Genomic DNA, 657 nt, shown 5'->3' on the forward strand with positions numbered 1-657 from the left:
TGCAGGAGCATCAAAAGCAGATGATGCTTTAAATTCTCTTAATGAATTGACGGATAGAGTAGGATATAATATTAGAAAATCTTTTGGTATGCAAGAAGAATGTGTAGGTATAGGTGATTTATATGTATCACCAGAAGAAAGTAATTTCTTTAAAAATCAGGTTTCTAAGATGACAAAAAAAGGTGAAGATTCTTTTGAAAATAAAATTGATGATATTATTGAAGATGTTAAAGGAAATGAGGGTAAAACTTCAAGTAAAGTCAATGATATAAAAGAAATAAATGAAGTAAACTATGGTGACCATTTTACTAAAGGAAAGAGGGGAAGAAAAGAAATTGCACCTAATGTTCGATATGTGACGGAAGATGGATATAAATATACTACGGATGATTTAGGAAGAATTGTTGACGTAAAGGCAGATAATCTGATATTAAAAGAAGCAGATAGAAAGCCAGGAATGCAAAGAGTTGCTGGTAGGGGAGACAGATTACCTGATGATGATGGTGGTCACTTAATAGGAAGTCAATTTTATGGTTCGGGTGATATTGATAATCTTGTTGCTCAAAATAGCCAAATTAATCGTTCTGGTGGTGAATGGTATAAGATGGAGACTGAGTGGGCGGATGCATTGAAAGAAATACCACCAAAAAAAGTTTC

At 33.2% G+C, this 657-nt stretch carries 1 protein-coding gene; it reads left to right on the plus strand.

The genetic code is table 11. The annotated features are described in order from the left end of the window. A partial coding sequence (locus tag OIO11_RS11600; protein ID WP_268071631.1) for a DNA/RNA non-specific endonuclease occupies positions 1 to 657 on the plus strand: 657 nt, incomplete at both ends.

Origin of the sequence: Clostridium sp. ZS2-4 (assembly GCF_026719745.1) — a bacterium.
Classification (GTDB): Bacteria; Bacillota; Clostridia; order Clostridiales; family Clostridiaceae; genus Clostridium_H.